Here is a 4,413-nt window from a genome sequence, read left to right as displayed (position 1 = left end):
ATTCAACGTGAGAGGTGTTGATGGTGATACCACGCGCTTTTTCTTCCGGCGCGTTATCGATCTGGTCGAATGCGCGAGCAGCACCGCCGTAGGTTTTAGCCAGTACGGTAGTGATTGCAGCGGTCAGCGTTGTTTTACCATGGTCAACGTGGCCGATAGTACCGACGTTAACGTGCGGTTTTGTACGTTCAAACTTTTCTTTAGACATCGATTGTCCCTCTAAGACACGGATAAATCGGTGATATCACCACATCAACCAGGCGATATGCCTGACTGTTGAATCATTGAGTCGTTACAGAGAAAACACGGGAAGGAGAAGTGAAGTGGTGCTGATACCCAGAGTCGAACTGGGGACCTCACCCTTACCAAGGGTGCGCTCTACCAACTGAGCCATATCAGCACGTCTGGAGCGGGCAGCGGGAATCGAACCCGCATCATCAGCTTGGAAGGCTGAGGTAATAGCCATTATACGATGCCCGCATCCTGAAACTCGGCTACCCAGTTCTTTCTGTAACAAAAAAAGAGACGAGTCTCTTTTCTCATTCGAGCCGATTATTTTCTTAACCAGCTCAGACAGCATTCGCTGCCAGAAAGTGGTGGTGGGGGAAGGATTCGAACCTTCGAAGTCTGTGACGGCAGATTTACAGTCTGCTCCCTTTGGCCGCTCGGGAACCCCACCGGACTTGATGGTGCCGACTACCGGAATCGAACTGGTGACCTACTGATTACAAGTCAGTTGCTCTACCTACTGAGCTAAGTCGGCATCAAGTAGCGCGCATTCTATGGAGACCTGCGAGCGCATGCAACTAAAAAATTGCATAAAATGTTCTATCGCTCACATTTTGCGCTATACGACCAATAAATGACGTATTTTCAGACAGCTTAGCATAAAATTTCGACATTACGGACAAGGCAAGTTTCGCTTTGCTGTCGGCAGTGGGCCGCTTACTGGCTAAAATTATCATCTTCACATCTGGAATATGCGTCACATTGCTTTTCAGCGAATGAAGTAAGGGAAACATTTTTTCTTATTATTCCTTTCCATCTGGTGTTACCCTCCTGCCCATTGTCCAGATTAACTGAAATGTGACGTGCCATTGCATGCCGGGGCTGACGCGCTTTTTCATCACGGCCCTGATGAAGTAATGACAGCCAGAAACATGCTTATGAGTATAAAAGAGCAAACGTTAATGACGCCTTACCTACAGTTTAACCGCAACCAGTGGGCTGCGCTTCGTGATTCTGTGCCAATGACTCTGACTGAAGATGAGATCGCACGGTTAAAAGGTATAAATGAAGATCTGTCGCTGGAAGAAGTCGCGGAGATTTATTTGCCTCTGTCGCGTTTGCTTAACTTCTATATCAGCTCAAACCTTCGTCGTCAGGCGGTTCTCGAGCAGTTCCTTGGCACGAATGGCGAGCGTATCCCTTATATCATCAGTATTGCCGGCAGCGTGGCTGTAGGAAAAAGTACCACCGCGCGCGTGTTGCAAGCGCTGCTGAGCCGTTGGCCGGAGCATCGTCGCGTTGAGTTGATTACCACTGATGGTTTTCTTCACCCTAACCAGGTGCTGAAAGATCGCGGTCTGATGAAGAAGAAAGGGTTTCCTGAGTCCTATGATATGCACCGCCTGGTTAAGTTTGTTTCTGATCTTAAATCAGGTGTGCCAAATGTGACGGCTCCGGTTTACTCGCACCTGATATATGACGTGATTCCTGATGGCGATAAAACGGTGGCCCAGCCGGATATATTAATTCTCGAAGGGCTTAACGTGTTACAAAGCGGAATGGACTATCCGCACGACCCTCATCATGTATTTGTTTCTGATTTCGTCGACTTTTCTATTTATGTTGATGCACCGGAAGATTTACTGCAAACGTGGTATATCAACCGCTTCCTCAAATTCCGTGAAGGGGCGTTTACTGACCCCGATTCTTATTTCCATAACTACGCGAAGCTGTCAAAAGATGAGGCAATCAATACCGCTACGGCGTTATGGAAAGAGATTAACTGGCTGAATTTGAAGCAAAACATCTTACCCACACGTGAACGCGCGAGTCTCATTATGACAAAAAGCGCAAATCATGCGGTCGAGCAGGTTCGCCTGCGTAAATAAATAAAAAGGGAGCAATCGCTCCCCTTTTTATTGTGCGCTTCTCAGGGATATTTCCCCTCCCACCCAGGGTTTTACTATCCCGTCCTGCTCAAGCAGCAATGCGCCCTGCGTATCAATCCCCCGAGAGATGCCGTATATTTCTTTTTCACCGATAATCAGTTTGACCGGGCGATTGATAAAGTTATCCAGTTTTTCCCAACGCGAAAGATAGGGAGCCAGGCCTTCCTGCTCAAATAACTCCAGCGCGGTACGTAATTCACGAATGAGTCTCGCAGCCAGCGTATTGCGATCGAGCGTGATACCGGCTTCCTGTAACGTAATCCATCCCTGATTTACGATGCCCTCTTCAACACGACGCATCGCCATGTTTATTCCTGCGCCGATCACGATCTGTGCAGCGTCGCCTGTTTTCCCCGTCAGTTCAACCAGGATCCCTGCCAGTTTGCGATCCAACAGATACAGATCGTTCGGCCACTTTACGCGAACCTTATCTGCTCCCAAATCGCGTAAGACTTCCGCCATCACGATGCCAATCACCAGGCTTAAACCGATCGCCGCAGCGGGTCCCTGTTCCAGACGCCAGTACATCGACAGATATAAGTTGGCGCCGAATGGCGAAAACCATTTACGTCCACGGCGACCGCGCCCGGCCTGCTGATATTCAGCGACACATGCGTCACCTGACTGCAGTTCTCCGATTCGCTCCAGGAGATACTGATTGGTTGAATCGATCACAGGGAGCACAGCAACCGTGCCGCGATCCAGTTGGCTATGAATACGATTCGCATCCAGCAGTTGGATCGGCTCGGGCAGACTATAGCCTTTGCCTGGCACGGTGAAAACATCAACGCCCCAATCTCGTAGTGTCTGGATATGCTTGTTAATGGCGGCGCGGCTCATCCCCAGCGTATCACCTAGCTGTTCGCCAGAATGAAACTCGCTGTCGGCTAGCAGAGAGATCAGCGTCAGGGGAACGGTATTATCCTTCATGCGATGATCTCCACGGCATTGACCTCACCCATTTGTCCAATGAACCGCACTTCCGGTTCCAGCCAGACGTTAAATTTTTCTCCAACTTTCTCACGAACCAGATGCGCCAACTGGACAACATCTTCACTTGTCGCATTATCCGCGTTAATGAGTACCAAAGCCTGCTGGCGATGTACGGCAGCGCCGCCAATCCCAATGCCTTTAAGCTGGCACTGGTCAATTAGCCAGCCAGCCGCCAGTTTTACTGAGCCATCCGCCTGGGGATAATGTGGCGCGTGGGGGAATTCAGATAACAGTGCCTGTGCAACGTCAACTGTCACGACAGGATTTTTAAAAAAGCTACCTGCGTTACCGTTTACTTTCGGGTCTGGCAGTTTAGTCATTCGCATATGGCAGACGGAGTCAAACACCTGCTGAGGCGTAACGGTCGCCGGGTCGAGTCGCGTGAGATCGCCATAGGTCAATACTGGCTGCCATTGCTTAGACAGGCGCAGGCCAACGGCGACAATTGCAAAGCGATCCTGATACTCATGTTTGAAAATGCTGTCACGGTATCCAAAACGGCACTCTTGAGCGCTAAGACGGTGAGGCGTCCCCGTCGCTAATTCGATGCAGTCAACGTAATCACAGACCCGTTGAAGCTCAACGCCGTAAGCACCTATATTCTGAATGGGAGAAGAACCGACGCAGCCAGGGATCAGCGCCAGGTTTTCCAGTCCAGGCATACCAAGCTGCAACGCATGCTGAACCAGCTGATGCCAGTTTTCGCCAGCGCCAACATGCAAATGCCACGCATCTGGTTGTTCTGTCACCTCAATTCCTTTAATACGATTGATGATGACAGTCCCATGGAAAGCATTAAGGAACAGTACATTACTCCCCTCACCCAGAATCAATACCGGTTGTTGCTTTGCATTGGCGGTTTGCCAGGCATTTAAGAGTTGTTGTTCATTCTCAGCACAAACAATTTCATTTGCAGACTGATCGATACCAAAGGTATTCCAGGATTTGAGGGAGTGATTCATAGACGCTTTCCAGATGCATAATCGCGTTATTTTAACGCATATGCTGCGGTAAGGCTTGTTTTATGGCGGAATGGGTTTGATTACTACAGACTGATTCAGTAGGCCAGCGCCAGAAACGCAAAAAGCCCATCCGTCAGGATGGGCTTTTCACTTGTTTGATGCCTGGCAGTTCCCTACTCTCGCATGGGGAGACCCCACACTACCATCGGCGCTACGGCGTTTCACTTCTGAGTTCGGCATGGGGTCAGGTGGGACCACCGCGCTAAGGCCGCCAGGCAAAT

The 4,413-nt window shown here is 49.9% G+C and carries 4 protein-coding genes, 4 tRNA genes, 1 rRNA gene and 1 pseudogene; 2 read left to right on the top strand and 8 right to left on the bottom strand.

Annotated features, from left to right (window positions below):
• The 5 genes from OOJ60_RS24180 to OOJ60_RS24160 all read right to left on the bottom strand — a co-directional run.
• Positions 1–208: GTP-binding protein (locus tag OOJ60_RS24180; protein WP_000031660.1), on the bottom strand; the 208-nt coding region annotated here is incomplete at its 3' end.
• Between the two features lie 116 nt (positions 209–324).
• Positions 325–400 (bottom strand) — tRNA-Thr (locus OOJ60_RS24175).
• Between the two features lie 5 nt (positions 401–405).
• A tRNA-Gly gene (locus OOJ60_RS24170) sits at positions 406–480 on the bottom strand.
• Between the two features lie 114 nt (positions 481–594).
• Positions 595–679, bottom strand: a tRNA-Tyr gene (locus OOJ60_RS24165).
• 8 nt (positions 680–687) lie between these two features.
• Positions 688–763, bottom strand: a tRNA-Thr gene (locus OOJ60_RS24160).
• 19 nt (positions 764–782) lie between these two features.
• Between OOJ60_RS24160 and OOJ60_RS24155 the strand changes: the two are divergent.
• Positions 783–863, top strand: a pseudogene (locus tag OOJ60_RS24155) (hypothetical protein); the annotation flags it as partial.
• A 303-nt stretch (positions 864–1,166) separates the two neighbouring features.
• Positions 1,167–2,117, top strand: coding sequence for a type I pantothenate kinase (coaA, locus tag OOJ60_RS24150; protein WP_181823308.1), 951 nt, complete (start codon positions 1,167–1,169; stop codon positions 2,115–2,117).
• 27 nt (positions 2,118–2,144) lie between these two features.
• Here the strand turns inward: coaA and birA are convergent, their stop codons facing one another.
• The 3 genes from birA to rrf form a co-directional block, all read right to left on the bottom strand.
• Complete coding sequence (gene birA / locus OOJ60_RS24145) at positions 2,145–3,107, bottom strand: bifunctional biotin--[acetyl-CoA-carboxylase] ligase/biotin operon repressor BirA (RefSeq protein ID WP_205613288.1); 963 nt, start codon at positions 3,105–3,107, stop codon at positions 2,145–2,147.
• Positions 3,104–4,132 carry a UDP-N-acetylmuramate dehydrogenase gene (murB, locus tag OOJ60_RS24140; RefSeq protein ID WP_205613287.1) on the bottom strand — a complete coding sequence of 343 codons (1,029 nt, stop codon included), beginning with the start codon at positions 4,130–4,132 and terminating at the stop codon, positions 3,104–3,106. Before murB ends, birA begins: the two co-directional genes overlap by 4 nt.
• Before the next feature lie 160 nt (positions 4,133–4,292).
• Positions 4,293–4,408: ribosomal RNA gene (gene rrf / locus OOJ60_RS24135) — 5S ribosomal RNA — on the bottom strand.
• Positions 4,409–4,413 lie beyond the last annotated feature (5 nt).

The organism is Citrobacter sp. R4, from assembly GCF_026719175.1.
GTDB classification, from domain to species: Bacteria; Pseudomonadota; Gammaproteobacteria; order Enterobacterales; family Enterobacteriaceae; genus Citrobacter_A; species Citrobacter_A sedlakii.
This window is presented reverse-complemented; position numbering and strand designations above follow the sequence as displayed.